Origin of the sequence: Jongsikchunia kroppenstedtii DSM 45133, assembly GCF_000380485.1 — a bacterium.
GTDB lineage: Bacteria > Actinomycetota > Actinomycetes > Mycobacteriales > Mycobacteriaceae > Jongsikchunia > Jongsikchunia kroppenstedtii.
Map to the genome: position 1 here is coordinate 104,494 of NZ_AQYG01000048.1, position 24,469 is coordinate 128,962.

At 67.2% G+C, this 24,469-nt stretch carries 23 protein-coding genes; 19 read left to right on the top strand and 4 right to left on the bottom strand.

Annotated features, from left to right (window positions below; translation table 11 throughout):
* Positions 1-161: 161 nt before the first annotated feature.
* The 14 genes from clpX to G341_RS0113140 all read left to right on the top strand — a co-directional run bounded on the left by clpX (position 162) and on the right by G341_RS0113140 (position 17,880).
* On the top strand, positions 162-1,442 hold the full coding sequence (gene clpX, locus G341_RS0113075) for an ATP-dependent Clp protease ATP-binding subunit ClpX (RefSeq protein WP_018179595.1): 1,281 nt from the start codon (positions 162-164) through the stop codon (positions 1,440-1,442).
* Between the two features lie 400 nt (positions 1,443-1,842).
* Positions 1,843-2,754, top strand: coding sequence for a tyrosine-protein phosphatase (locus tag G341_RS0113080; RefSeq protein WP_018179596.1), 912 nt, complete (start codon positions 1,843-1,845; stop codon positions 2,752-2,754).
* A 268-nt stretch (positions 2,755-3,022) separates the two neighbouring features.
* Positions 3,023-3,901 (top strand): tyrosine-protein phosphatase, encoded by an 879-nt coding sequence (locus G341_RS0113085; protein ID WP_018179597.1) that lies wholly within the window; start codon positions 3,023-3,025, stop codon positions 3,899-3,901.
* A gap of 131 nt (positions 3,902-4,032) precedes the next feature.
* Positions 4,033-4,641 carry a molybdenum cofactor guanylyltransferase gene (gene mobA, locus G341_RS0113090; RefSeq protein ID WP_081622530.1) on the top strand — a complete coding sequence of 203 codons (609 nt, stop codon included), beginning with the start codon at positions 4,033-4,035 and terminating at the stop codon, positions 4,639-4,641.
* A 22-nt stretch (positions 4,642-4,663) separates the two neighbouring features.
* Positions 4,664-7,306: a valine--tRNA ligase gene (locus G341_RS0113095; RefSeq protein WP_018179599.1), complete on the top strand. Its 2,643-nt coding sequence runs from the start codon at positions 4,664-4,666 to the stop codon at positions 7,304-7,306.
* Entirely contained in the window at positions 7,303-8,742 is a 1,440-nt protein-coding gene (gene folC, locus G341_RS0113100; protein ID WP_018179600.1) for a bifunctional tetrahydrofolate synthase/dihydrofolate synthase, read from the top strand. The genes G341_RS0113095 and folC overlap by 4 nt, the downstream gene beginning before the upstream one ends.
* Before the next feature lie 31 nt (positions 8,743-8,773).
* Positions 8,774-9,184 carry a DUF4233 domain-containing protein gene (locus G341_RS0113105; RefSeq protein ID WP_018179601.1) on the top strand — a complete coding sequence of 137 codons (411 nt, stop codon included), beginning with the start codon at positions 8,774-8,776 and terminating at the stop codon, positions 9,182-9,184.
* Positions 9,185-9,234: 50 nt separating this feature from the next.
* On the top strand, positions 9,235-9,651 hold the full coding sequence (gene ndk / locus G341_RS0113110) for a nucleoside-diphosphate kinase (protein WP_018179602.1): 417 nt from the start codon (positions 9,235-9,237) through the stop codon (positions 9,649-9,651).
* Between the two features lie 470 nt (positions 9,652-10,121).
* Entirely contained in the window at positions 10,122-13,280 is a 3,159-nt protein-coding gene (locus G341_RS0113115) for a translation initiation factor IF-2 N-terminal domain-containing protein (protein WP_018179603.1), read from the top strand.
* Positions 13,281-13,474: 194 nt separating this feature from the next.
* The gene (gene rplU / locus G341_RS0113120) at positions 13,475-13,786 is read left to right on the top strand and encodes a 50S ribosomal protein L21 (RefSeq protein WP_018179604.1); all 312 of its coding nucleotides are present in this window, start codon (positions 13,475-13,477) and stop codon (positions 13,784-13,786) included.
* Positions 13,787-13,801: 15 nt separating this feature from the next.
* Positions 13,802-14,065, top strand: coding sequence for a 50S ribosomal protein L27 (gene rpmA, locus G341_RS0113125; RefSeq protein ID WP_018179605.1), 264 nt, complete (start codon positions 13,802-13,804; stop codon positions 14,063-14,065).
* Positions 14,066-14,154: 89 nt separating this feature from the next.
* Positions 14,155-15,630 (top strand): GTPase ObgE, encoded by a 1,476-nt coding sequence (gene obgE, locus G341_RS0113130; RefSeq protein ID WP_026303627.1) that lies wholly within the window; start codon positions 14,155-14,157, stop codon positions 15,628-15,630.
* Positions 15,623-16,801, top strand: coding sequence for a glutamate 5-kinase (gene proB / locus G341_RS0113135; RefSeq protein ID WP_081622531.1), 1,179 nt, complete (start codon positions 15,623-15,625; stop codon positions 16,799-16,801). The genes obgE and proB overlap by 8 nt, the downstream gene beginning before the upstream one ends.
* A gap of 104 nt (positions 16,802-16,905) precedes the next feature.
* Complete coding sequence (locus G341_RS0113140) at positions 16,906-17,880, top strand: acyl-ACP desaturase (protein WP_018179608.1); 975 nt, start codon at positions 16,906-16,908, stop codon at positions 17,878-17,880.
* Between the two features lie 72 nt (positions 17,881-17,952).
* Here G341_RS0113140 and G341_RS0113145 read toward each other — a convergent pair whose 3' ends face one another.
* The 4 genes from G341_RS0113145 to rsmD form a co-directional block, all read right to left on the bottom strand.
* Positions 17,953-18,876, bottom strand: a complete 924-nt coding sequence (locus G341_RS0113145; RefSeq protein ID WP_018179609.1) for a D-isomer specific 2-hydroxyacid dehydrogenase family protein — start codon at positions 18,874-18,876, stop codon at positions 17,953-17,955.
* Positions 18,877-18,884: 8 nt separating this feature from the next.
* Positions 18,885-19,748, bottom strand: a complete 864-nt coding sequence (locus G341_RS0113150; protein ID WP_018179610.1) for a ribokinase — start codon at positions 19,746-19,748, stop codon at positions 18,885-18,887.
* A gap of 4 nt (positions 19,749-19,752) precedes the next feature.
* Positions 19,753-20,226: a pantetheine-phosphate adenylyltransferase gene (gene coaD / locus G341_RS0113155; protein ID WP_018179611.1), complete on the bottom strand. Its 474-nt coding sequence runs from the start codon at positions 20,224-20,226 to the stop codon at positions 19,753-19,755.
* A 113-nt stretch (positions 20,227-20,339) separates the two neighbouring features.
* Positions 20,340-20,894: a 16S rRNA (guanine(966)-N(2))-methyltransferase RsmD gene (gene rsmD, locus G341_RS0113160; protein WP_018179612.1), complete on the bottom strand. Its 555-nt coding sequence runs from the start codon at positions 20,892-20,894 to the stop codon at positions 20,340-20,342.
* 152 nt (positions 20,895-21,046) lie between these two features.
* Between rsmD and G341_RS22015 the strand changes: the two genes are divergently transcribed.
* The 5 genes from G341_RS22015 to G341_RS23530 all read left to right on the top strand — a co-directional run bounded on the left by G341_RS22015 (position 21,047) and on the right by G341_RS23530 (position 24,469).
* Complete coding sequence (locus tag G341_RS22015; protein WP_018179613.1) at positions 21,047-21,838, top strand: DivIVA domain-containing protein; 792 nt, start codon at positions 21,047-21,049, stop codon at positions 21,836-21,838.
* Between the two features lie 168 nt (positions 21,839-22,006).
* Positions 22,007-22,498, top strand: a complete 492-nt coding sequence (locus G341_RS0113170) for a YceD family protein (protein WP_155826968.1) — start codon at positions 22,007-22,009, stop codon at positions 22,496-22,498.
* Positions 22,499-22,554: 56 nt separating this feature from the next.
* Positions 22,555-23,232 (top strand): ribonuclease III, encoded by a 678-nt coding sequence (gene rnc / locus G341_RS0113175; protein ID WP_051092808.1) that lies wholly within the window; start codon positions 22,555-22,557, stop codon positions 23,230-23,232.
* Between the two features lie 18 nt (positions 23,233-23,250).
* Entirely contained in the window at positions 23,251-24,144 is an 894-nt protein-coding gene (gene mutM / locus G341_RS0113180) for a bifunctional DNA-formamidopyrimidine glycosylase/DNA-(apurinic or apyrimidinic site) lyase (RefSeq protein WP_018179616.1), read from the top strand.
* A 226-nt stretch (positions 24,145-24,370) separates the two neighbouring features.
* The gene (locus tag G341_RS23530; protein WP_018179618.1) at positions 24,371-24,469 is read left to right on the top strand and encodes a potassium-transporting ATPase subunit F; all 99 of its coding nucleotides are present in this window, start codon (positions 24,371-24,373) and stop codon (positions 24,467-24,469) included.

Genomic DNA, 24,469 nt, shown 5'->3' on the forward strand with positions numbered 1-24,469 from the left:
GCCGGCCCGGCTCGAGCGATGCCGGGCAGGCGTGGCCCGACACCCCGGGTTCGGCGTGTCGGTCAGCTTTATCTGTCGAACTTGGGCCTGCTCACGGGTACGGTCTTTGATAGCGGTCCCGCGATGTGGGAACGGGTAGAGGGAAGTAGGTAGCACGGAACATGGCTCGTATCGGTGACGGTGGTGACCTGCTCAAGTGCTCGTTCTGCGGCAAGAGCCAGAAGCAGGTGAAGAAGCTCATTGCCGGCCCCGGCGTGTACATCTGCGACGAATGCATCGACCTCTGCAACGAGATCATCGAGGAAGAGCTCGCCGAGACCAGCGATGTGAAGCTCGATGAGCTGCCCAAGCCGGCCGAGATCCGCAACTTCCTCGAGAACTACGTGATCGGGCAGGACACGGCCAAGCGCACGTTGGCGGTGGCGGTCTACAACCACTACAAGCGAATTCAGGCCGGCGACCGCAAGGACGCCCGCGGCACCGAGACGGTCGAGCTCGCCAAGTCGAACATCCTGATGCTCGGTCCCACCGGCTGCGGCAAGACCTATCTCGCGCAGACCCTGGCCAAGATGCTCAACGTGCCCTTCGCGATCGCTGACGCCACCGCGCTCACCGAGGCCGGCTACGTCGGCGAGGACGTCGAGAACATCCTGCTGAAGCTGATCCAGGCTGCGGACTACGACGTCAAGCGCGCCGAGACCGGCATCATCTACATCGACGAGGTCGACAAGATCGCCCGTAAGAGCGAGAACCCGTCGATCACCCGCGACGTGTCCGGCGAGGGCGTGCAGCAGGCGCTGCTGAAGATCCTCGAAGGCACCCAGGCGAGCGTGCCGCCGCAGGGCGGTCGCAAGCATCCGCATCAGGAATTCATCCAGATCGACACCACCAACGTGCTGTTCATCGTCGCCGGCGCGTTCGCAGGTCTTGAGCGGATCATCTCCGATCGAATCGGCAAGCGCGGCATCGGATTCGGCACCGAGGTGCGCTCGAAGGAAGAGGTCGACACGATCGATCACTTCGCCGAGGTGATGCCGGAGGATCTCATCAAGTTCGGGCTGATCCCGGAGTTCATCGGCCGGCTGCCGGTCGTCGCCTCGGTGACCAACCTCGACAAGGACTCGCTGGTGTCGATCCTGTCGGAGCCGAAGAACGCGTTGGTCAAGCAGTACGCCAAGCTCTTCGAGATGGACGGCGTCGAGCTGGAATTCAAGCAGGACGCCCTCGAGGCGATCGCCGATCAGGCCATCCACCGTGGTACCGGAGCCCGTGGCCTGCGCGCCATCATGGAAGAAGTGCTCCAGCAGGTCATGTACGACATCCCCAGCCGTGACGATGTCGAGAAAGTCGTCGTCACCGGGGAGACCGTGCGAGACAACGTGCTGCCGACCATCGTGCCGCGCAAGCCGAGCCGCGACGAGCGTCGCGACAAGTCCGCCTGACTTTCTCAGCGCTCTAGTAATTCACGGCGGGGGCTGCAACACCTGTGGCGGTATCACGCCGATTGATCATTTGATGTGCGTTGCTGGCCGCAGTCCCATCGAGCCGGAACTGTCGGTTGGCTGCGCGACGGCCCGTCGCGAAAGTTAGCTTGGGACAAGACTTTTCGCATATGCGCGATTTGAGTAATTCATCTCTATGGGTTGCGCAACCCACTTCCCGGTGAGTGGGCATATTTCTCAGATCGCCATTTTTCTGTGAGTAGCCTCACGCTGCGCGCGACCCACGGAGGGCGGCGTAGCAGACATCGGCCGACCGGCCGACTGCGTCGGAAGGGGACTATTCATGGCATTACGCGCCTTACGCATTGCCGCCGGGGCAACGATGGCTTTATCTATCGGCTTGATCGCACCGTTGGCGGTGCCGACCGCCTCGGCGACACCGGCCGGTGCCGGTGCATCGATGGGCATCACGCCGGCGAACGCCCGAGACATCGGTGGCTACGACGGGCTGTTCGGTTCGACGGTGAAGACCGGACTTGTCTACCGGTCGAACGCGATGACCAACCTCAATGCTGCTGACCTGGCGAAGTTGGCCACGACCGGGATCACGGACATCATCGACTTCCGCTCGCCGGCGGAGGCCGCGGCGGCACCGGATTCACTGGTTCCGACCGCCTCGAACACCAAGCGTCCGATTTACGATCCGAGCAACGACTTCTACGCGTTGGTCGGAAGCATTCTTGCCGGAGGCGCCAGCAACATCCAGGCGAAGCTCGGCAACGGCGGCGGAGCGACGATCATGGAGAACTACTACCGCTGGGTTATCGCCACTCCCGGCCCGACCGCGCGCAATCAGCTCGCGGCGACGTTCAAGGAGGCCGCCACCTCCCCGACGCCCATCCTGTACCACTGCACCTCGGGCAAGGACCGCACCGGCATGATGACCGCGATCCTGTTGACTGCACTCGGGACCCCGAAGAATGAGGTCTACGAGGACTACCTGAAGTCGAACGCGAACCTGGCGGCATCGAACGCGGCCACGATTGCGGGGCTTGAGGCGGGTTACCATCTCGACGCCGCGACAGCGCATCTGATGGACCCGATTCTGGGTGTGCAGGCCAGCTTCCTCGATGCGGCCTTCGATCAGATGAACAAGTCGTTCGGGTCGTTCGCCAACTTCGTGCGTACCGGGCTCGGCATCGACGATGCCACGCTGGCCGCGCTGCGGAAGAAGATGTTGAATTCGCCGGGCAACTCGGGCGGCGGGGCCTTCGGCTCGTCGGCCGGCAACGGAATCGGTTTCGGTTCCTGATCGACCGAATTCAGTAGCACACAAGGCCGGTGGGCCGGACTCGATGAGTTCGGCCCACCGGCTTTTGTGGTGTTCCACCAGATGGGTAGTTGTGCCGAATTGTGGTAGTTGCGTGAGTAGCGTCACCCCTCACGCGACCGACCCGGTCGCGTGACGAATGTCGGCCGATCGGTCGGCACTGGAAGGGGAACTATTCATGTCGTTACGCGCCTTACGCGTTGCCGCCGGGGCAACGATGGCTTTATCAATCGGATTAATCGCGCCGCTCGTGGCGCCGACAACCGCCACGGCGGCGACCGGGGGAGCATCCCTCGGCATTTCAGCAGTCAATGCTCGTGACATCGGTGGTTACGACGGGCAGTTCGGTTCGAAGGTTCGTACCGGCCTGGTATTCCGTGCGAACGCGCTGAACAACCTCAACGTGGCCGATCAGGCCAAGCTGGTGTCGCTCGGGATCAAGGACATCGTCGACTTCCGCGCACCCTCTGAGGTGGCGGCCAGCCCGGACGTGATCCCGGCAGGCATCACCTATACCAAGCGGCCGATCTGGGACACGTCCAACGACTTCTACGCGATGGTGAACGGCTGGATCGGCGGTGGCCCGACCGTGCAGCAGGCCCAGATGGGCAACGGCAAGGCGGCCCAGATCATGCGCGACTACTACCAGTGGATCATCAAGACTCCGGATCAGCGTGCCCAGCTCGCGGCGACGTTCAAGCAGATCGCCACTTCCCCTAACGGTCTGCTGTACCACTGCACCTCGGGCAAGGACCGCACCGGCATCATGAGCGCGATCCTGCTGACCGCGCTCGGTACGCCGAAGAACGAGGTCTACTCGGACTACCTGCTGTCGAACGATCGTCTGAAGGCCAGCAACGACGCGACCCTCGCACAGCTGCAGGCCGCCCATCTGGTGACCGACCCGTCGCTGTGGTGGCCGATCCTGGGCGTGCAGGCCGACTACCTGGATGCCACGTTCGCTCAGATCAATCAGTCCTTCGGTTCCTTCGACAACTTCGTCCGGACCGGACTCGGCGTCGACGCGACGACCCTCGCGGCGCTGAAGAAGAAGATGCTGACCACGCCCGGCAACGGTGGCGGCGCCTTCGGTTCGTCGGTCGGCAACGGCATCGGGTTCGGTTCCTGATCAACCCGTAGCAATGATCGATGTCGCCGGTGGGTCGGGCTCAATGAGTCCGGCCCACCGGCCTTTTCGGCTTGCGCGGGTCGTACACGATTCGGCGATACCGGCCCCATCGTGGGGACTGCGCGGGCAAGATGGCTGGCGTGACTGAAACGGTGCGCCCTGCGGCGCTGATTCTGGCCGGGGGCGCCTCCAAGCGCATGGGACGCGACAAGGCGGCGCTCGAGTGGGACGGCGAGCCACTGCTGGAGCGGATCGCGCGGATCGCCTCCGAGAGCTGCGAACCGATCTATGTCGTCGCTCCCGAGGATTCGGCGGCGTCGCGGCTGCGCGGCACGGGACCGACGCCGGTCACCTGGATCACCGACGAGCAGCCGGGCATGGGCCCGCTGGGCGGCTTGGCCGAGGGGCTCGCCGCGGCCGAGGCCGACGGCGCTGAGCTCGCATTCGTGTGTGCCACCGACATGCCGCTGATCGGCACGGGGCTCATCGATGAGCTGCTGGTGGCGCTCGGCGAGTCCGACGATGCCGCGATCGCGGTCGATGAACAGCGCAGCCATCCGCTGGCCGGCGTGTACCGGACGCGATGCGCCGCGCAGCTGCGTGAGCTGGTCGCGGGTGGGGAGCGGCGGATGCTTGCGGCGGTCGATGTTCTGCGAACCCACCGCGTCACCGTCAGCGACCCGGACTGGCTGACGAACATCAACGCGCCGGAGGATCTGCACCGCCTGCGGGCCAGCTGACCGCAGCTCATAGAATTGCCTGGTGACCGAAACCGCTGCCACGCGTCCTGACCTGCCCGCGACCTGGGAACCGGGTGAGTATGAGAGCGACCTGTACCAACAGTGGGTAGACGCGGGTTACTTCACCGCCGATGCCGCCAGCGACAAGCCGGCGTTCTCGATCGTCATCCCGCCGCCGAACGTCAACGGTTCGCTGCACATGGGCCATGCGTTCGAGCATGTCCTGATGGATGCGCTGAGCCGGCGTCGCCGGATGCAGGGCTACGAGGTGCTCTGGCTGCCGGGAATGGATCACGCCGCGATCGCCATGCAGGCGATGGTCGAGAAGCAGCTCGTCGCGGACGGATCTTCGCGCCACGACCTGGGCCGTGACAAGTTCATCGAACGCGTCTGGCAGGCCAAGGAGGAGATCGGCGGCACCATCGGCGAACAGATGCGCCGCCTCGGCGACAGCGTCGACTGGTCGCGCGAGCGTTTCACCATGGACGAGGGCCTGTCGCGGGCCGTGCAGACCGTCTTCAAGAAGATGTACGACGACGGGCTGATCTACCGGGCCGAGCGCCTGGTCAACTGGTCGCCGACGCTGCGGACCGCGATCAGCGACATCGAGGTGAAGTACCAGGAGGTCGACGGCGAGCTCGTCAGCTTCCGGTACGGATCGCTCGATGACGCCCAGCCGCACATCGTCGTCGCGACCACCCGGCTCGAGACGATGCTCGGCGATACCGCGATCGCGGTGCATCCCGACGATGAGCGGTACCGGGATCTGGTGGGGACGTCGCTGGAGCATCCGTTCCTGGATCGACGGATTCCGGTGATCGCCGACGACTACGTCGATCCCGAGTTCGGATCGGGCGCGGTGAAGATCACCCCCGCCCATGACCCGAACGACTTCGCGATGGGGCAGCGGCACGACCTGCCGATGCCGACGATCATGGACGCCACCGGCACCATCGCCGACACCGGAACCCAGTTCGACGGTCTGGACCGGTTCGAGGCCCGCAAGGCAGTCCGTGAGGCGCTCGCGGAGCAGGGACGCATCGTCAAAGAGGTTCGGCCGTACCGGCATTCGGTCGGCCACTCCGAGCGCACCGGGGAGCCCATCGAGCCGCGGCTGTCGCTGCAGTGGTGGGTCAAGGTCGACACCCTGGCGAAGGCCGCCGGCGACGCCGTCCGCAACGGCGACACCGTCGTGCACCCGAAGTCGTTGGAGCCGCGGTGGTTCGGCTGGGTCGATGACATGCACGACTGGTGCATCTCGCGTCAGCTGTGGTGGGGTCACCGCATTCCGATCTGGTACGGCCCGGACGGCGAAGAGATCTGCGTCGGACCCGACGAGCAGGCGCCCGAGGGGTATGTGCAGGACACGGACGTTCTCGACACGTGGTTCTCGTCTGGCCTGTGGCCGTTCTCGACGATGGGCTGGCCGGATGACACGGCCGACCTGCGCAAGTTCTATCCGACCTCGGTGCTGGTCACCGGCTACGACATCCTGTTCTTCTGGGTCGCCCGGATGATGATGTTCGGCACCTACGTCGCCGACACGTTCGGCGATCGCGACACCCCCGTGCCGTTCCGGGATCTGTTCCTGCACGGCCTGGTTCGCGACGAACGCGGCCAGAAGATGTCCAAGTCCAAGGGCAACGGCATCGACCCGCTCGACTGGGTGCAGAACTATGGCGCCGACGCCCTGCGGTTCACTCTGGCGCGCGGTGCGCGGCCGGGCGCCGACCTGTCGGTCGGCGAATCGAATGCCCAGGATTCGCGCAACTTCGCGACGAAGCTGTTCAACGCCACGAAGTTCGCGCTGATGAACGGCGCCCGGGTGGACGAACTGCCGTCGCCCAGCGAACTCACCGACGCCGACCGATGGATCCTGGGTCGGCTGGAAGAGGTTCGGGCCGAGGCGGATTCAGGCCTGGAATCGTATGAGTTCGGCAAGGCCTGCGAGGCGCTCTACCACTTCGCGTGGGATGAGTTCTGCGACTGGTACCTGGAGATCGCCAAGGTGCAGATCGCCTCTGGTGCAGCGGATTCCACCGCGATCGTGCTTGGTGTGGTGCTCGACAAGCTGCTCCGGCTGCTGCATCCGGTGATTCCGTTCGTGACCGAGACCCTGTGGCGCTCGGTGACGGGCGGCGAGTCCGTGACGATCGCGCAGTGGCCGACGCCCGACGCCGAACCGGTGGACGCCGCGGCCGCGGGCCGCATCACCGACATGCAGCGGCTGGTCACCGAGATCCGCCGGTTCCGCAGCGATCAGGGACTCAAGCCGGGACAGCGGGTGTCGGCGCGCATCGTCGGCCTCGACGCGGCCGGGTTGGCAGAACAGGCGGCCGTGATCGACGCGCTCGCCAAGCTCAATCAGCCGGATGAGGCGTTCACGGCTACGGCGACGGTCGAGGTGGCGCTGTCGAGCGGAGTCACCGAGGTACAGATCGACACGTCCGGCAAGGTCGACGTGGCGGCCGAGCGCAAGCGGCTGGAGAAGGACCTCGCGGCGGCCCGCAAGGAGCAGGCCGGCTGCGAGGGCAAGCTCGGCAACGAGCAGTTCCTGTCGAAGGCGCCCGACGCGGTGGTCGACAAGATTCGGACCCGGCTCGCGGTGGCCATCGCCGACGTCGAGCGGATCGAGCGGCTTCTGGACGGGTTGCCCGTCGCGTGACTGAACCGGTAGATCCGAAAGACACGGCCCGGCAGCGGGATTCGGCCGATGATCTGGCCGAGCTGGCCGTCGTCGAGGCCGAGCTGGATCAGCGCTGGCCGGAGACCAAGATCGAGCCGTCGCTGACCCGGATCACGGCATTGCTCGATCTGCTCGGCTCGCCGCAGCGCGGCTATCCGACGATCCACATCGCCGGCACCAACGGCAAGACGTCGGTGACCCGGATGATCGACGCGCTGCTGATCGCGATGCATCGCCGGACGGGCCGCTACACCAGCCCGCATCTGCAGTCGGCGACCGAACGGATCGCCATCGACGGCGCGCCGATCTCCGCGCGCGGCTATATCGACACCTACCGGGAACTGCTGCCGTACATCGAGATGATCGACGATCGGTCGACCGACGCCGGCGGTCCGCGGATGAGCAAATTCGAGGTCCTCACCGCGATGGCCTATGCCGCCTTCGCCGAGGCGCCGGTGGACGTCGGCGTGATCGAGACCGGACTCGGCGGCAGGTGGGACGCCACCAATGTGATCGATCCGCAGGTCGCCGTCATCACCCCGATCGACATGGACCACGCCGACTATCTCGGCGACACGATCGAACAGATCGCGGGGGAGAAGGCCGGCATCATCAAGGCGGCCGCGGCCGATGCGCTGTTTCCGAACGACCCGGTCACCATCATGGCGCAGCAGCGACCGGAGGCGTCCGACGTACTGCTGCGGGCCGCGGCCGAGGCGGAAACAATTGTGGCGCGCCAGGGTTCCGAGTTCGACGTCATCGAGCGACGAACTGCGGTCGGTGGTCAGGTGCTGACACTGCAGGGCCTCGGCGGGCGATACGAGGACGTCTTCCTTCCGCTGCACGGCGAGCATCAGGCGCGCAACGCATCGGTCGCGCTGGCCGCGGTGGAGGCCTTCTTCGGCGCGGGCGCCGACCGCCAGCTCGACACCGAGGCGGTCCAGGCCGGATTCGCGTCGGTCACCACACCCGGTCGGCTGGAGCGAGTTCGTTCGGCGCCAACGGTTTTCATCGATGCCGCGCATAATCCGCACGGTGCCGCCGCCCTGGCCGCCGCGCTCGCCGACGAGTTCGACTTCCGTCGGCTGATCGGCGTGATCGGGGTGCTGGGCGACAAGGACGTAGCGGGGATCCTCGCCGCGCTGGAGCCGACGTTCGATTCGATCGTGCTGACGCACAACGGTTCTCCGCGAGCGCTCGATCCGGAGCGACTCGCCGACCTGGCCGAGCCGATCTTCGGTGAGGACCGCGTGGTCGTCCAGCCGTTCCTGCCGGATGCGGTGGAGACGGCGATCGCCATGGCCGAGGAACTGGCCGACGAGGGGGAGCCGATCTCCGGTGCCGGCGTCGTCATCACCGGGTCCGTCGTGACCGCCGGTGCGGCCCGCTCGCTGTTCGGAAAGCTGCCCCAATGAATCCCACGCCAAGTAGACGAGGTCGGACCCTGTGACTGAATCGAACTCGGACGCACCGAAGTTCACGCCGCCGCCGAATGACCCCTGGAAGGGTTTGCGGGGCGTGATGGCGGGCACCCTCATCCTGGAGGCGATCGTCATCGCCTTGGCCTTCCCGATCGTCGCGAAGGTCGGAGGCGGCCTGACGGTCGCGTCCGGCACGTATCTCGGGGTGCTGGTCGCCCTGCTGGTGCTCGGGTCGGGTGTTCAGGGTCGACCGTGGGCGCTGCAATTCAATCTGGCGCTGCAGGTGATCGCGATCGCCGGGTTCGCCGTGCACTGGGCGATCGGCGCGGTGGGCATCTGTTTCGCCTGCGTGTGGCTGTACATCGTGTATGTCCGGCGCGACGTGATGCGGCGGATGGAACGCGGCGAGCTGCCGGGCCAGGAGCCCATCGAATAGTCCGTCGGGACCCTGCGGGCCGCAGAACCGGCACCGCTACGCTGTGCGCCATGACTGAACGCAGCCTGGTACTCATCAAGCCCGACGGCGTCGAGCGCGGACTGACCGGCGAGATCCTCGCCCGGATCGAGCGCAAGGGACTCACCCTCGCGGCGCTCGAGCAGCGCTTGGTGACCGACGAGGTCGCGCGGGCCCACTACGCAGAGCACGACGGCAAGCCCTTCTTCGACTCGCTCCTCGAATTCATCACCTCCGGCCCGGTCGTCGCCGTGGTCGTCGAGGGGCCCCGCGCGATCGCGGCGTTCCGGCAGATCGCCGGTGGCACCGACCCGGTCGAGAAGGCCACCCCCGGCACCATCCGCGGCGACTTCGGCCTGGAGACCCAGTCGAACCTCGTCCACGGGTCGGATTCGCCCGAATCGGCGGACCGTGAGATCGCCCTGTGGTTCCCGGCGCTCGCCGGCTGAATCAGTCCACCTCGAAGGCGGCGTCGACCGACGCCGCCTTCGCCATATGAACCCGGCGACACCCCGGATTCGGCAGGACCTACGCACCGGTAGCCGACCGTGTGGGATACTTAGCACTGGCCACCGACACCCCGGTGTCGGCGGCCGATGACCGGTACCTGCGGCGTTGCCGTAACAGGTGTCCGCCACGTGGATGAACCTAATCTCGTCCGCCGGCGAACCCGCAGGTCGCGGTCCCCATCAAGCCGCACGGAGGTGCGGCGATGGCGAGGACCCGACCCGGTATTTGATGTCATCAGCCCAGGCGTCACCTCGGGCGACGGCAACACCGTCGCAGTGGCAGACGCGAAGACGTACAAACGCGGTCGTCGCCCTTGGCGATACCGGGTACATAGAGAGCAGGCCCTCGCGTGGCCGCGTCAGCGATCTGATCGCAGTTAATGGCGCGCCCGGGGGTCAAAGGAGAATACGTGGCAGACCAGACGCTGCCGGATGATCAGTCGAAAGCTGAATCGACCCCGGCACACGAATTTCCACACAAGCTTCGGGTGCATGCTTTGGCCCGAATTCTGGGCCTGAGCAGCCGGGAAGTGCTGGCGCACTTGTCCGAGCTCGGCACCGCGGTGCGGAGCCCGCAGTCCAGCATCGATCGATCCGCGGCGGTGGCCGTGCGCGATCGCATCACCGCGTTGGCCGAGGGTGGCGATACCGCCGCCGAGAGCGATGCGGCTCAGCCCGCGGCAGAGGCGCCGCCCGAGATTCCGGCGGTCGAGACGCAGGCAGCCGACACTCCGGTCGCGAGCTCGGTCGCCGAGGCGCCGACGACACATGCGCAGGCATCGCTGTTCTCGGCGATCGAGAACAACGAACCGACAGCTGCGGCCGCAGCCGCCGACCACAACGCGCCGCTGTTCCTCCCTCCGGCCGAGGCGACCGCGGCGCCGAAGACCGCCAAGCCTCCGAAGGCGACGGACAAGCCGCAGGTGGAGAGCGACGAGGCCGCCGGCGACGCGGTCTCGAAGCCGAACACCGCCGACGAGGCCGCGGCTAGCGAGGACAGCGACAGCGACACGGACGGCGAGGGTGGTCAGGGCGCTAATCGCCGTCGGCGCCGCGGCCGTCGTGGCCGTGGGCGCGGCCGGGGCGATGCGGGCGAGGATTCGACCGACAGCACCGACGAGAATGACGTCGATCAGGGCGACGCCGGCGAATCGTCCGATGACGATGCGAAGACCGCGGACCAGGACGGATCCGACTCCGCCGACGCGGACGCCGACGGCGACTCCGCCGACGACGGTGACACCCCCACCCGACGCCGTCGGCGTCGGCGGCGGCGCAAGGGCGGTGGTGACGGTGACGACGCCGGTTCGCCGGACGATCCGCCGAACACCGTCGTGCACGAGCGCGAGCCCCGTAACAAGCCCCGCGCGCGCGATCAGGTGCAGGGCATCTCGGGGTCGACCCGACTGGAGGCCAAGCGGCAGCGCCGTCGCGACGGCCGCGACACCGGCCGACGACGTCCGCCGATCCTGACCGAGTCGGAGTTCCTGGCTCGTCGTGAGTCGGTGGACCGCGTCATGGTGATCCGCGAGCGCACCGGCGTTCCCGTCGACCTGCCGCAGCACGGCGAGACCGACGAGACCCCGGCGAGCACCAAGACCCGCGACTACACCCAGGTCGCCGTGCTCGAGGACGGCGTGCTGGTGGAGCATTTCGTCACCACGTCCGGCGCGCAGTCGATGGTCGGCAACATCTACCTCGGCAAGGTGCAGAACGTGCTGCCCGGCATGGAGGCGGCATTCGTCGACATCGGCCGCGGGCGCAATGGTGTGCTCTATGCGGGCGAAGTCAACTGGGATGCCGCGGGGCTCGACGGCGGCTCGCGCAAGATCGAGCAGGCGCTCAAGCCCGGCGACCAGGTGGTCGTCCAGGTATCCAAGGATCCGGTGGGGCACAAGGGCGCTCGCCTGACCACGCAGGTGTCGCTGGCCGGTCGCTTCCTGGTCTACGTGCCGGGCGGATCGTCGACGGGCATCAGCCGGAAGCTGCCGGACACCGAGCGTAAGCGTCTCAAGCAGATCCTCTCCGGGATCGTGCCGGACGATGCCGGCGTCATCATCCGTACCGCATCCGAGGGTGTCAGCGCCGAGGAGCTCGCGCGCGACGTCGAGCGACTGCAGCAGCAGTGGGAGCAGATCAGCAAGGTCACCGCGACGGCGGGCAAGGCCGGTGACACCTCGAAATCGCCTGCGCCGCAGACGCTGTACGAGGAGCCCGACCTGCTGGTCAAGGTCGTCCGCGACCTGTTCAACGAGGACTTCGGCAAGCTCATCATCGAGGGCGACGGCGCCTGGGACATGGTGCACGGCTACGTCGAGAGTGTTGCCCCGGATCTTCTGGAGCGGGTCGAGCGGTTCGAGAAGCCGCACGCCGATTCGCCGGATTCCTTTGTGGTGCACCGCATCGACGAGCAGCTGACCAAGGCGCTCGACCGTAAGGTCTGGCTGCCATCGGGTGGCACGCTGATCATCGAGCACACCGAAGCGATGACCGTGATCGACGTGAACACCGGCAAGTTCACGGGTTCGGGCGGCAACCTCGAAGAGACCGTCACCCGCAACAACCTGGAGGCCGCCGAGGAGATCGTGCGGCAGATGCGGCTGCGCGATATCGGCGGCATGATCATCGTCGACTTCATCGACATGGTCCTCGAGTCGAACCGGGATCTGGTGCTGCGCAGGCTCACCGAAGCCCTGGGACGTGACCGCACCCGGCATCAGGTGTCCGAGGTGACATCGCTGGGCCTGGTCCAGATGACCCGTAAGCGTCTGGGAACCGGTCTGCTGGAAGCGTTCTCGACCACCTGCACCTGCTGTCAGGGCCGCGGCATCCTGGTGCACGCGAATCCGGTCGAGGCCGGTTCGGGCGACGATTCCGCGCGCGGCGAGGGCTCCCGGCGCTCGCGGCGGGGTCGTCGCGGCAAAGCCGAGACCGCCGACACCGCGCCGTCGACCGCCAAGCCGTCGCACAATCCGGCCGAGCATCCGATGTTCCGGGCGATGGCCGCCCATCATGACGAGGACGGAGTCGCCGTCGAGGGTGATGGCGCTGCCGTTCCGGTCGACGGGTCCGCGCCGCAGGTCGAATCCGATGCGGCCGATCAGTCCGAGGACAAGCCGAAGAAGAAGTCGGGCAAGGCCAAGAAGGGCCGCGCCAAGTCGAAGGACAAGGCAGGCGACGAGGACCGGGCCGACAAGGCCGCCGATGACAGGGCCGCCGTCGACAAGGCTCGCGACGACAAGACTGCTGGCGACGATAAGCAGGAGAGCGGCGCGAAGACCGAGACGAGCGACAAACGCACCAAGGCCGACGCCTCGATCGACGCGTCGGCGGCCGAGGCTCCCGAAGCGCCGGTGGCCACCAAGCCGCCGCGTCGTCGGGCCGTTCGTCGACCGGCGGCGGCACCCAGCGTGACCGCGCCGGCCGAGCCGATCGTCGATGCCGAGCCGGTGACCACCGGTGGCAGCGCGGCCGCGGTCGCGGCTCAGCCGGCCGCCACCGTGCGGCGCCGGGCGCGTCGCTCGGTCGGTCGGGCAGCGGGACCGCCGGCCGCGGAGGGCGGCGAGTAGCCGTTCTACACGGGTACGCGGTGGCCGCTCTCACGTTGGTTTGACCTGCTAGTGGCCGTTCCCGTACTCTGGGCAAGTCGCCATTTTTGGCGTGCGGATAGTGCTGTGCCTGAAACGGGTTCGCCCGAGAAGGCCGGCCACCAGCCGCGACAAGACAGATATACGAATCTACGAGGACTAAGAGGCAACGTTCGATGGCAACGTACGCGATCGTCAAGACCGGCGGTAAGCAATACAAGGTCGCTGAGGGTGACCTGGTGCGGGTCGAGAAGCTCGAGGTCGAGCCGGGCAGCAGCGTGTCGCTGCCGGTCGCGCTGGTCGTCGATGGGGCGACGCTGACCACCGACGCAGATGCTCTGGCCAAGGTGAAGGTCTCGGCCGAGGTCGTCGAGCACGTCAAGGGCCCGAAGATCCGTATCCACAAGTTCAAGAACAAGACCGGCTACCACAAGCGGCAGGGCCACCGGCAGCCGCTGACCGTGGTCAAGGTCACGGGCATCAAGTAAAGGGAGTCTGCAGACATGGCACATAAGAAGGGCGCATCCAGCTCGCGCAACGGTCGCGACTCCAACGCCAAGCGACTCGGGGTCAAGCGGTTCGGCGGCCAGCAGGTCAATGCCGGCGAGATCCTGGTCCGCCAGCGCGGCACCCACTTCCACCCCGGCGTGAATGTCGGCCGTGGCGGCGACGACACCCTGTTCGCCCTCGAGGCGGGCGCGGTGAAGTTCGGCACCAAGCGCGGCCGCAAGACCGTGAACATTGAGCCAGTGGAAGTTTCGGCCTGACCGACAACTTCCGACACAGGCGGGCCATGGGTGAATCCCAGGCCCGCCTTTGTCTTTCCAGTAGCTTCTATCGCAGGAGGTGACGTTCCTTGTCTCGCTTTGTTGATCGGGTGACCATTCACGCGCATGCCGGCAACGGTGGGCATGGCTGTTCCTCCGTGCATCGAGAGAAGTTCAAGCCGCTTGGCGGTCCGGACGGCGGCAATGGCGGGCATGGCGGCAGCGTGAGGCTCGTCGTCGATCCGCAGGTGCATACGCTGCTCGATTTCCACTTCCGCCCGCACGCCAAGGCCTCCAACGGCAAGCCCGGGATGGGCGCCAATCGCAACGGCGCCAACGGCGAGGACCTGGTCCTGAAGGTGCCTGACGGCACCGTCGTGCTCGACACCGACGGGCGCATGCTGGCCGACCTGGTCGGCGAGGGCACCGAGTTCGTCGCCGCCGAGGGCGGCCGCGGCGGCCTGGGCAACGCGGCGCTGGTGTCGCGGGCGCGCAAGGCCCCCGGTTTCGCACTGCTCGGCGAGGGCGGTGCCGAACGAGACCTGCTGCTGGAGCTCAAATCCGTCGCCGATGTGGGCCTGCTGGGTTTCCCATCCGCCGGCAAATCGTCGCTCGTGTCGGTGCTCTCGGCGGCCAAGCCGAAGATCGCCGACTACCCGTTCACCACGTTGGCCCCGAATCTCGGTGTCGTAAACACCGGTGGCACAGACGTTTTCACCATCGCCGACGTCCCGGGCCTCATTCCCGGCGCGGCCGACGGCAAGGGCCTGGGGCTGGAGTTCCTGCGGCACATCGAGCGATGCGCGGTGCTCGCGCATGTCGTGGACTGCGCGACGCTCGAACCCGGCCGGGATCCTTTGTCGGACATCGATGCTCTCGAGGCGGAACTAGCCGCGTACCAGCCGGCGTTGGCGAATGACGTCGGGCTGGGGGATCTCTCCGAGCGGCCCCGGGTGGTCATCCTCAACAAGATCGACGTCCCCGACGCGCAAGAGCTGGCCGATCTGGTGAAACCGGAGCTGGCACAGCGCGGTTGGCCGGTATTCGAGGTGTCGGCGGTGGCGCACAAGGGGCTGGAGCAGCTCACCTATGCGCTGGCCAAGCAGGTGCGCGAGTACCGGGACGCGCAGCCGAAGGCGGCCCCGCGCCGCCCGGTGATCCGTCCGGTGGCGATCGACGAGTCCGGCTTCGAGGTGATCGCGGATCCCACGAACCCAGGCGGGTTCATCGTGCGGGGTGTGCGCCCCGAGCGTTGGGTCCGGCAGACGCAGTTCGACAACGACGAGGCTGTGGGCTATCTGGCCGACCGGCTCAACCGTCTGGGCGTCGAGGATGAGCTGACCAAGCTGGGCGCCGAGCCTGGTGCGCCCGTGACCATCGGCGATATGACGTTCGAGTGGGAGCCCACCGTCGGGATGGGCGACGACGTGCCGATCACCGGTCGCGGGACCGACATCCGTCTCGAGTCCAACGACCGGATCGGTGCGGCCGAGCGCAAGCTCGCGCGCAAGGCGCGGAGGCAGCCGCACGATCTCGGCGGGCCGCAGGAGCACGGCGATGACTGACCTCTCCGCCGGGAGAGAAGCACGAACGGGTGATGACGCCGAGTTGGGCGTCGTCACGAGTCCGTTCGACAGCCCCACCCGGCTGGCCATCGCCAACGCGAAAAGCATTGTGGTCAAGATCGGTTCGTCGGCCCTGACGGATCTGGCCGAGGGCCTCGACACCGAGCGGCTCGATCGGCTGGCGGCGGCACTGGAACGCCGCATGCGGGCCGGCACCGACGTGATCGTGGTGTCGTCGGGCGCCGTCGGCAGTGGTGTGGCACCGCTCGGGCTGAAGAAGCGGCCGACCGATCTGGCGACCAAGCAGGCGGCGGCCAGCGTGGGGCAGTTGCAGCTCGCGCACGCCTGGTCGACGTCGTTCGGCCGGTTCGACCGCGTGGTCGGGCTGGTGCTGCTGACGGCCCATGACATCGCGCTGCGCGCGCATCACGCGAACGCGCAGCGGACCCTGGACCGGCTGCGGTCGCTCGGCGCGGTGGCGATCGTCAACGAGAACGACACGGTCGCCACCAACGAGCTGCGGTTCGGCGACAACGACCGACTCGCGGCGATGGTCGCGCACCTGGCCGGCGTCGATGCGCTGGTCCTGCTGTCGGACGTGCCGGGACTGTATGACTCGGATCCCCGCAAATCCGATGCGACATTCATCAGGGAGGTCGCGGCGAGCGATCGGCTGGACGGGGTGTCGGCCACCGAGGGCAGTCACATCGGTACCGGAGGCATGGCGTCGAAGCTGTCGGCGGCCAGGCTCGCGGCCGATTCCGGCGTGCCGGTCCTGATGGCCGCCGCCGCAGAGGTCGACGCTGCGCTCGGCGACGCCTCGGTGGGCACGGTGTTCGAACCACGCCCCAAGCGGCTCTCCGCGCGCAAGTTCTGGCTGCGGCACGCCGCCGAGAGCTCGGGACGGATTGCCGTCGACGACGGCGCACGCGCGGCGATCGCGCGGAGTCGCCGGTCGCTGCTGCCCGCGGGCATCCTGTCGGTGGAGGGCGACTTCGCCAGCGGCGACGTCGTGGACGTGGTCGACAGTCATGGCGGCGTCGTGGCCCGGGGAATGGTCGCGTATGACGCCGTCGAGCTGCTGCCACTGCGCGGCAAGTCGACCGACGAGTTGCCGCAGGAGTATCGGCGGCCCGTCATTCATGCCGATGACCTGGTGCCGCTGCACTGACATGGGCCAGATCACGCGGCGGCCGGTGCAAGTCGCCCGCGTCACAGGCTCGTGCCGTAGAATGGCCGCGCATATGTCCTGATAACGGTGCCTTGGAGGTTTCGATGGCGCGCGACCTGAACGAGCTGGAACTGCTGACCGAGCTGGAGCCGGTGGTTGCAGACCTGACCAACCGGCATCTCACGGTGACCAAGAACTGGAGCCCCCACGATTACATCCCGTGGGAAGAGGGCCGCAACTTCGCCAACATGGGCGGTGAGGACTGGGATCCGTCGCAGTCGAAGCTGTCCGAGGTGGCCAAGACGGCGATGATCGTCAACCTGCTGACCGAGGACAACCTGCCCTCGTACCACCGCACCATCCAGGACAACTTCGGCCTGGACGGCGCCTGGGGCACCTGGGTCGGCCGCTGGACCGCCGAGGAGAACCGCCACGGCATCGCGATGCGCGACTACCTGATGGTCACCCGCGCGGTCGACCCCGTGGAGCTCGAGCGGCTGCGGATGATCGTCATGGAGCGCGGCGTCAACGCGCCGGAGGGTTTCCAGGGCGTGCTCGACCAGGTCGTCTACGTGACGATCCAAGAGGTCGCGACCCGCGTCAGCCACCGCCAGACGGGCAAGGTCTGCAATGACCCGATCGCCGACCAGCTGCTCAAGCGGATCGCCGCCGACGAGAACCTGCACGCGGTGTTCTACCGCAACATCACCGAGGCCGGCTTCGAGATCACGCCGGACCAGGCGATGGAGTCGGTGCTGGAGATCATCACCAGCTTCGACATGCCGGGCTCGGGCATGCCGAACTGGCGCCGCCACGGCGTGCTGATGGTCAAGCACGGGATCTACGATCTGCGCCAGCACCTGGACGAGGTGCTGACCCCGGTCCTGACGAAGTGGCGCGTGTTCGAGCGCGACGACTTCGGCCCGCGCGGTGAGAAGGCTCGCGATCAGCTCGCCGAGTACATGGTGAAGCTGGAGAAGGACGTCCTCAAGTTCGAGGAGCGCCGCGCGCACCTGCTCGAGCGCGAGGCGAAGAAGCGGGAGAAGGCCGGGCTGGCGCCCGAGGTCGTCCCGGTCTGACCGAAACCCCATAGCAACCGACGAACCCGCACTGATCGCAGTGCGGGTTCGTCGTGTCAGATGGGGTTTGGTTCAGTAGTCGAGATGCGGATCGCGTTGGGCGAGTAGCGTTTCGCCCGCGACGAAGCGCCGGATGTTCTCGGCGACGAACGGGGCCATGGTGGCCAGCAGGGTACTGGCCGGGTTCGCCACATGCGGCGTGATGAGCACGTTGTCGAACTGCCACAGCGGATGGTCGTCGGGCAGCGGCTCGGGATCGGTGACATCGAGTGCGGCACCGGCGATCTCGCCGGCCTGCAGCGCGTCCACCAGCGCGTCCTGATCGACCAGCGGACCGCGCGCCACATTGACGATCCATGCATGGCGCGGCAGAGCTCGGAACACGGACTCGCCGATCAGATGCCGGGTGCCCGCATTCGACGGCGCCGCGATCACCACGTGGTCGGTGCGCGCCCACACCGAGTCGAGTTCGGTCACCGGCACTGTCTCGGCCGCGCCCGTGACCGGACTGCCGGACCGATTGACGGCGAGAACGCGGGCGCCGCAGGCGGCCAGACGCGGAATCAGCTCGCGCCCAATGCCTCCGGCCCCGACGATCGTCACGGTCGATCCATGCAGCTGCCGCACGGCCGGGTCGATGGCCGCCTTCGCCCACCCGTGCCTGGCGCTCGGGACGAACTGATGCAGCCCGGCGATCAGCATGCCGAGCGCATGCTCGGCGACGTTGGCGGCGTAGAAGCCTGAGGCGTTGGACCACACGCGGCGATCGTCGATGAGGCCGGCGTCGAGGAACGACTCGATGCCGGCCAGCTTGAGCTGCACCCACTCGATGTTGTCGGGCAACGGATTCGGAAATCCGTCCAGCATTCCGGTCCAGACCAGCGCCCGGGCCTGCTCCAGCGGGACGAGTCGAGCGCCGGTCCCGGTGATGGCGTCGGCGAGTACCGGTACTTCGTCGGGGGTGTCGGGTGCCAGGCATACCGCTAGTTCGACCACGTCATCGCCTAACTCTCGTTCCAGAAGCCGGTGCCCCGCATGGTGACCGAGCGGGTCGCCGCGTCGACCGCGGACTGGGTGGGGGTGCGGAGGTCGTCGATTTCATCTACCGAACCCCAGTGGGCGGCAAGGGTTCCGGCGAACACGTCGCCCGCCCCGGTGGTGTCGACCGGATTGACCGCCGACGTGCGTACCCGGAGCGCGCCGTGGCCCACTTCGTGCACGCTGGCGCCATGGCCTCCGCGGGTGACGATCACGAACCTCGGCAGCGGATGATCAGAGGCAGCGGCCGTGCTGAACCCGGGCAGCGCGGCGGCCTCGGACTCATTCACCACGAGCACCGTCGTGCTGGCGGCGAGATCGTCCGGAAGCGGCTGCAGGGGTGACGGATTGAGGACGACCGCGGTGCCATTGGCATCTGCCAGCCGCGCCGACGCGGTCGTGGTCGCGAGGGGGATCTCCAGCTGGAGAAGGAGCACCTGGGCGTCGCCGATCGCGCCGCGCTCGGCATCCGTGAGCTCGGTGAGTGCCGAATTGGCGCCCGGCGCAACGACGATGGTGTTCTCACCGTCGTCGGAGACGGTGATCTGCGCGACGCCGGTGGGTTCGGAGGTGGTTCGAACGCGACCGACGTCGACACCGCGGCGCGTCAGTTCGGCGAGCGCGAAGCGGCCGAACTCGTCGTCGCCGACGGCGCCGATCAGCTGTACCTCGGCTCCCGCGTACCGCGCCGCGACGGCCTGATTGGCGCCCTTGCCGCCCAACCCGATCCGCAGATCCGAGCCGAGCAGCGTCTCGCCGGGCCGCGGCAGCGTCGCCGATCGCACGGAGACGTCGACATTGATGCTGCCTACGACCACGACGCGGGCCATGGTGTCAGGCGAATTTGGCAAGCAGGCGCTTGTGGACCGCGGCCGGGACGAACCGTTCGACGTCGCCGCCGAGCTTGGCCACTTCCTTCATCAGCGAGCTGGAGACATGCGCCAGCGCCGGATCGGTGAGCATGAAAATGGTTTCGCAGCCGGTCATCTCGCGATTCATCTGGGCCATCGGCTGCTCGTACTCGAAGTCGACGCCGTTGCGCAGGCCCTTGACGATGGTGGACATGCCCTGTGCGCGCACGTAGTCGACGATCAGTCCGGTGGTCGAGTCCACGCGGACGTTGGGCAGGTGTGCGGTGACTTCCTGGATCAGCTCGATGCGTTCCTCGGTGCTGAACAACCCCTGCTTGTATGGGTTGACCGTGACCGCGACGACCAGCTCGTCGAAACGCTGGGCGGCGCGCTCGATGACGTACAGGTGCCCTGAGGTGATCGGATCGAATGACCCGGGACAAACAGCTGAGCTCATCCGCGTACTCGCTTCGCTCCGTGCGCGAATGAGGCACATCCGCGCTGTGTCTGATGATTCGCTCGCTGCCGCTCACTCATGCAGATCAATGTAGCCAGGTAACAGTCCGACTGTTACCTGGCCACGGCGAATATCACCACGGTGTCGCCGTACTTCTTGGTCTGCTCGGGCTCCAGACCGTCGGGCCACTGCAGTTCACCGGCCCGGCGGCCGCGCTCGACGACTACGTATGCGTCGTCGGCGAGCCAGCCGTTCCGGACGAGATCTGCGAGCACGCCGGCGAGTTCGTCGCCCGACTTCGCGTAGGGCGGATCGAGCAGCACGATGTCGTAGCGCCGGGTCGCGTGCCGCGACACCAGTTTCTCAACGGGCTGCCGGATCACCTCCGCGCCGGTCAGCGCCGTGGACGCGATGTTGCCGGTGATGGTGCGGGCCGCGGCGGCATCGCTTTCGACCAGCGCCGCGTGCGCCGCGCCGCGGGAGAGCGCCTCCAGCCCCAGCGCTCCGGAGCCGGCATATAGATCGAGGACGGCGGTGTCGTCGAGGTCGATGCGGGCGTTCAACATGTTGAACACGGACTCGCGCACCCGGTCGGAGGTGGGGCGGGTGCCGTCGGCGGGTACCGACAGCCGTCGGCCGCGGGCCGTACCGGCGATGATCCGAGTCACGGCCCAATTTTGGCCTATCGGTGCAGATCCGCCGACCACGGCCAGCCATTTCGCTGATTCAGGCGCGACACACCGGCGGAGCTCCCGAGCCTCAACCGTCACTTTAGGCACAATGGCATCAATAAATAACACCAACCACAAGGTAGGTAGCTGTGTATCGGGTATTCGAAGCACTGGATGAGCTGGGCGCGATCGTCGAAGAGGCGCGCGGCATGCCGATGACCGCCGGCTGTGTGGTCCCACGTGGCGACGTTCTGGAACTGCTCGATGACATCAAGGACGCCATCCCGGGCGACCTGGACGACGCGCAGGATGTGCTCGACCAGAAGGACGAACTCATCGGTTCGGCCCGGGAGCACGCCGAGTCGACGGTAGCGAAGGCGAACTCGGAGGCCGAGTCGACCGTGTCGCATGCCCTGGCCGACGCCGACCGGATCCTGGCCGACGCCAAGGCGCAGGCCGATCGCATGGTCGCCGAGGCCAACGCGCACGCCGGGCAGTTGGTCACCGAGGCGAAGGCCGAAGCCGACCGCACTCTGGCCGCGGCGCAGCGCGAGTACGAGTCCGTGACCGGCCGGGCTCGCGCCGAGTCGGACCGGATGATCGAGGCCGGCAACGCCAACTACGAGAAGTCGGTCGCCGACGGTATCGCCGAGCAGCAGCGACTGGTGTCCGACACCGAGGTCGTCGCCGCGGCACGGGCCGAGTCGGAGCGGGTCATCGATCAGGGCCACGCCGAAGCGGACCGGTTGCGCGGCGAGTGCGACGTGTACGTGGACAACAAGCTGGCCGACTTCGAGGAGATCCTCACCGCCACGATGCGGTCGGTCAGCCGCGGACGTCAGCAGCTGCGGACGGGCGCCGGTGTGCACGATTACGCCGAACATCCGCGGATGGCCGACCGGCGCGAGGCGCATGAGATGGGTGCCGGCGTCGCCGTCTGATCAGATCGTCTTTCTCAGGAAGCTGCGGCCCGTGTGGGTCGCAGCTTCCTGTCGTTGTCGGCGGTAAACTCGGCGCTTGTGTCGCGAGAGCATCGAGAGCATGAGGTAGTAGACCGGTCGGGTCCATTCGTCGTGGACATCCGGTCGCTGGGCCGACGGGCCGGCTCGATGGAGCAGGTGCATCGCACGGTCGAGGCAGGTCACAAGATCGGCGCCGAGATGCTGTCCATCGCGCCCGGCACCCCGATCGACCTGGATCTGAGCCTGCAGTCGGTAAGCGAGGGCGTGCTGGTCACCGGCACCGTCAGCGGCGACACCACCGGCCAGTGCGCGCGCTGCCTGGACCCGATCACCGGCACCGTCAACGTGTATCTCACCGAGCTGTTCGCCTACCCGGGCAGTGAGACCGAGGCGACCACCGACGAAGAGGAGATCTACCGGATCGCCGGTGACCTGATCGACCTCGAACAGGCCATCAACGATGTGGTCGGGCTGGAGCTGCCGCTGGTACCGCTGTGTCGCGAGGACTGCCCGGGGTTGTGCCCGGACTGCGGCATCCGGCTCGCGGTCGCCGAGGCCGGCCACCATCACGACAAGATCGATCCGCGCTGGGCCAAGCTCGCCGACAAGCTCGGCCCCGGCGACGAGGACTCGAAATAACTGTGAGCTCCAAGAAATTCGCGCCCAAGGCGCTCCCGGAACGCGCGCACGCCGAGATGACGAAGGCGCTCGGGATCGATCTGACGCCGGACATGCTGATGCTGGCGATGACGCATCGGTCGTTCGCGTACGAGCAGGGCGGACTCCCGCCCAACGAGCGTCTGGAATTCCTCGGCGATTCGGTGCTCGGCATCGTCATCACCGAGAAGCTCTACCGGGACAATCCCGAGAAGCCCGAGGGCGAACTGGCGAAGATCCGGGCGAGCGTGGTCAACATGCATGCGCTCGCGGAGGTCGCGCAGACGCTCGGCGTCGGCGAGCACGTGCTTCTCGGCAAGGGGGAGCTGCTCACCGGCGGCCGCGAGAAGGTCAGCATCCTGGCCGACTGCGTGGAGGCGCTGCTCGGCGCGATCTATCTGGAGCACGGGCTGGAGCCATCGCGCGAGGTGATCCTGCGGCTGTTCGCGCCGCAGCTGGCCCGATCGGCGAAACTCGGTGCGGCACTGGACTGGAAGACCTCGCTGCAGGAGCTGACCGCGCAGCAGGGGCGGGGAGTGCCGAGCTACCGCATCAGCTCCACCGGCCCCGACCACAGCAAGGAATTCACGGCGACCGTGGTGGTCGGCGGCGCCGATCACGGCGTCGGCGTCGGGCGGACGAAGAAGGAAGCCGAGCAGAAGGCGGCCGCCGCGGCCTGGCGGCAGCTGTCCGAGACCGCGCCCGCCGACGACTGATCAGACGGACACCCAGCGATGCCTGAACTTCCCGAGGTCGAGGTGGTCCGGCGCGGCCTGGCCAAGCATGTGGTCGGTCGCACCCTGTCGGCGGTCGACGTCCTGCATCCGCGGGCGATCCGGCGGCACATTGCGGGCCCGGCCGACTTCCGCGGTCAATTGTCCGGTGCCCGAGTCGATTCGGTGAACCGGCGGGGCAAATACATGTGGCTCCAGGTGCAGGGTCCGGGTTCCGTCGACCCGCTGGCCGTCGTCGTACACCTGGGCATGAGCGGTCAGATGCTGATCAACGACGCCGCCGACGCACGGCAAACGCACGCCCGCGTCGTCGCGGACCTCGATGACGGGCGGCAGCTGCGATTCGTCGATCAACGCACCTTCGGCGGCTGGATGATCGACGAGCTCGTCGATGACGCCTGGCCGGCCGCGGTCACGGGCGAGGCGGTGCGGGTGCCGTCGACCATCGCCCATATCGCGCCGGACCCGTTCGATCCGAACTACGACCTCGCCGATGCCGTCGCGCGAGTTCGCGGCCGCGACACCGAGATCAAACGCGCGCTGCTGGATCAGACGATGGTGTCCGGCATCGGCAACATCTATGCCGACGAGGCCCTGTGGCGGGCGCGGCTGCACGGCCGGCGGGAGACCGCTCGCCTGAGCCGCGCGCAGGTGGGCGAGGTGCTCGGGCATGCGGCCGAGGTGATGACCGACGCGCTGTCGCAGGGCGGCACTTCCTTCGACGAGCTCTACGTGAACGTCAATGGCGAGTCCGGCTACTTCGTGCGGTCGCTGAACGCTTATGGGCGCGAAGGCGAGCCGTGTCGCCGCTGCGGCGCGGTGATGCGCCGCGAGCAGTTCATGAACCGGAGTTCGTTCTACTGCCCGCGCTGCCAGCGCGCGCCGCGATTTTGACGTCGTCGGGATAGCCGGGCCGCCCGTCAAGATTCCGTAAATCCCTCAGGTCAGCGCGTCAGGAGCTCGTTAACGGCGGGTCCCTGGCGCATTTTGCGTCCCATCATCGTCTGCGAGCACAGACGAGAGGAACTCCAATGGCTGACCTGTCCTACACCCTGGCAATGCTGGGCGGCTTCGGCGCGTGCGCGCTGGTGCTGCGGGCCGTAGCGGCCCGGATGTCCCGATGACCACCGACGGTGCGACGAATGTCGTGCTGCTGGTGTTGTCCGTTGTCATCGCCCTCTATCTATTGGTGGCGCTGATCTTCCCCGAGAGGTTCTAG